Raw genomic sequence first — 2,690 nt, 5'->3', positions numbered from 1 at the left:
TGCAAAAGTAGGAAAAATATCTTTCCCTGCAAAAGGAATTTATTAAATACTGCACGGTTAAACGTAAGTCAATGGTTTTCAACAGGAAATATTTTTGGCTGAACCAAAACTTTTTGGAAGGACAGTTGTTTAGGAGGCCGAAAAACATCCCAGATGGTAAAACAGGAATAGTTTAACCTGGTGAAAAAAGATCCTGAAACACCCGTCCGACTGGCCGGGGGGAGGTTCAGGATGACGAATTTTCTGGATAAACCCATTTAAACTTCTTAAGTTCCCCTGCGCCCAGCCTGTTGAAACTTCAGAAGCACGTGCCACCTAAAACCCTTGCCCGTTGCAGGCGGGCGATAGCAGCGGAAAACCCGGAAGGCGAGGAACGAGCCGAGGATTTGGAGCAAATAGCGGGAATATACTTATATAGCAGCACAAAACCTGCTTTGCTAGAAAAAAGATAATAGAATAGTGCCATTGGAAATTATCTGACCCCTATAAATTTCCCTAAACAATCAATTGGATTATGAAAAAAGAACAACTAATTAGTCTATATAACGACTAAGTATCTGAAAATCATTTCTGAGTCACCTATATACTTATTTATTCCTAATAAATAAAAACTTAAGTTGCAATAGAATAACATCTTATTTTATCTTCTGATAACCGCCAAAAGTTTTTTAACTGCAATTACCACAAGCACAGAAGCTAGTCCAATTATTAACCCAAATATAAATTCCCTTAATATGGATGGAAACGAAGGGAAAACATGATGTAGAAATGCAATATTGTGTGCAAAAATTCCACCCGATACCAATATTAATGCAACTGTGCCTACGATACTTAAAATTTTAATAATAACGGGTAGCGATTTAACTAGTATTTTCCCAATTGCGGAAAGAATACCTTTATCACCAGAAGCTTTCACCAAGCGGTATCCAGCATCATCCATTCTAACAATAAGTGCAACGATTCCATAAACGCCAATTGTGGCCAACAATGCAATCACCGACACAGTCAGGATTTGGACGGTTAACTTTTCATCCAAAACGCTCCCCAAAGCGATAATGACAATCTCTATTGATAAAATAAAGTCTGTTAAAATAGCTGATCTAATTTTAGTTTTTTCTGCGGCCTTATCATCTTCAATAACCTCTTTTGCCTCAACATGTGAGGGCTTTGGCCGATGAAAAAGATATTCAACAACTTTTTCTACGCCTTCATATGCCAGATATAACCCTCCAAGAACCAGGATCAACTTGATTGCTACCGGAAAAAAGAAATTGAGCAATAGGGCAATAGGTACAATAATGAGCTTATTTACCAATGAACCTTTAGTGATTGCCCATAATACCGGCAATTCCCTCGAAGAGAGAAAACCAGTTGATTTTTCTGCATTTACTGCCAGGTCATCTCCTAAAATACCAGCCGTTTTCTTAGCTGCCACTTTTGCCGTTACGGCAACATCGTCCATTAACGCACTTATATCATCTAAAATCGCAAAAAAACCCGAAGCCATATATAAATTTATTAATGTTGCAAAATATTAATTCCATTTTAGATTTAAATGATTTAACATTAAATTCTTACAACATGAAGCGGCTATGCTCGCCAAATCAGTTAAAAGCAAGTAATATTTACTCGCATTATAACATTAACAAACTAAAACTGTTCGAAAAAGAAATAAATAAATTTACTTCTCCTAAATCTGAAAGCAAAGGAACGAATGATATAAGTTTTATTTGCATTAAGGTAGTAACTCTATTTTGGAGCGCAGTTTCCTGTGCTTGTCGGTTGGTTCCGTCCTCCTGTACGCTTTATTCTTTTGGAAACCTTATTTTTCAAACAATTCTGTCTTGCCCAAAAAGGGATACCGCTCCCATCAGGGCTATTTAACCGGGGACAGAAGAGGAATAAACAAGGTAAGAATAGAAATGGATGATGGATGGCCTCTGCGGAGATCAGCGTAATCTGCGGGAGCAAACCCTAAACTCTTCTTAACTTCTTAAAGGTAGAAAATGCTCCTGGTTTTGGAGCGCAGTTTCCTGTGCCCTTAGGCTGGGTTCCGTCCTGCTGTACGCTGCAATCCTTTTGGGAAACTTATTTTTTAAACAATTCTGTCTTGCCCAAAAGGGATACCGCTCCCATCAGGGCTATTTAACCGGGGACAGAAGAGGAATAAACAAAGTAAGATGGGGAATGGATGATGGAATGGCCTCTGCGGAGATCAGCGCAATCTGCGGGAGCAAACCCTAAACTTTTCTTAACTCCTCAATGGTAGAAAATGCTCCTGGTTTTGGAGCGCAATTTCCTACCCTTAGGTTGGTCCGTCCTGCTGTACGCTTTATCCTTTTGGGAAATTCTGTTTCCATAAACAATTCTGTCTTGCCCAAAAGGGATACCGCTCCCATCAGGGCTATTTAACCGGGGACAGAAGAGGAATAAACAAGGTAAGATGGGGAATGGATGATGGAATGGTCTCTGCGGAGATCAGCGCGATCTGCGGGAGCAAACCCTAAACTTTTCTTAACTCCTCAATGGTGGAGAAACCTCCCATGCCTTGCCCTTCGCGCTCTGCCCAAAACCCTATAAACGAAGAAAACCCTTCAACATTTCTGCTGAAGGGTTTCTTTTAAGATCTGGCACCGACCTACTCTCCCACGTGTTACCGCAGTACCATCGGCTCTGGTGGGCTTAACTTC

At 40.1% G+C, this 2,690-nt stretch carries 1 protein-coding gene; it reads right to left on the bottom strand.

What is annotated here, in order from left to right; translation table 11 throughout:
• Positions 1–640 precede the first annotated feature (640 nt).
• Positions 641–1,507 carry a DUF808 domain-containing protein gene (locus tag BLR60_RS24525; protein ID WP_090505223.1) on the bottom strand — a complete coding sequence of 289 codons (867 nt, stop codon included), beginning with the start codon at positions 1,505–1,507 and terminating at the stop codon, positions 641–643.
• Positions 1,508–2,690: the final 1,183 nt, after the last annotated feature.

It is taken from the genome of Pedobacter terrae, from assembly GCF_900100705.1.
In the GTDB taxonomy this organism is placed as follows: domain Bacteria; phylum Bacteroidota; class Bacteroidia; order Sphingobacteriales; family Sphingobacteriaceae; genus Pedobacter; species Pedobacter terrae.
Note: the sequence above shows the minus strand (reverse complement) of the source record. Positions and strands in the feature narration are given on the sequence as shown.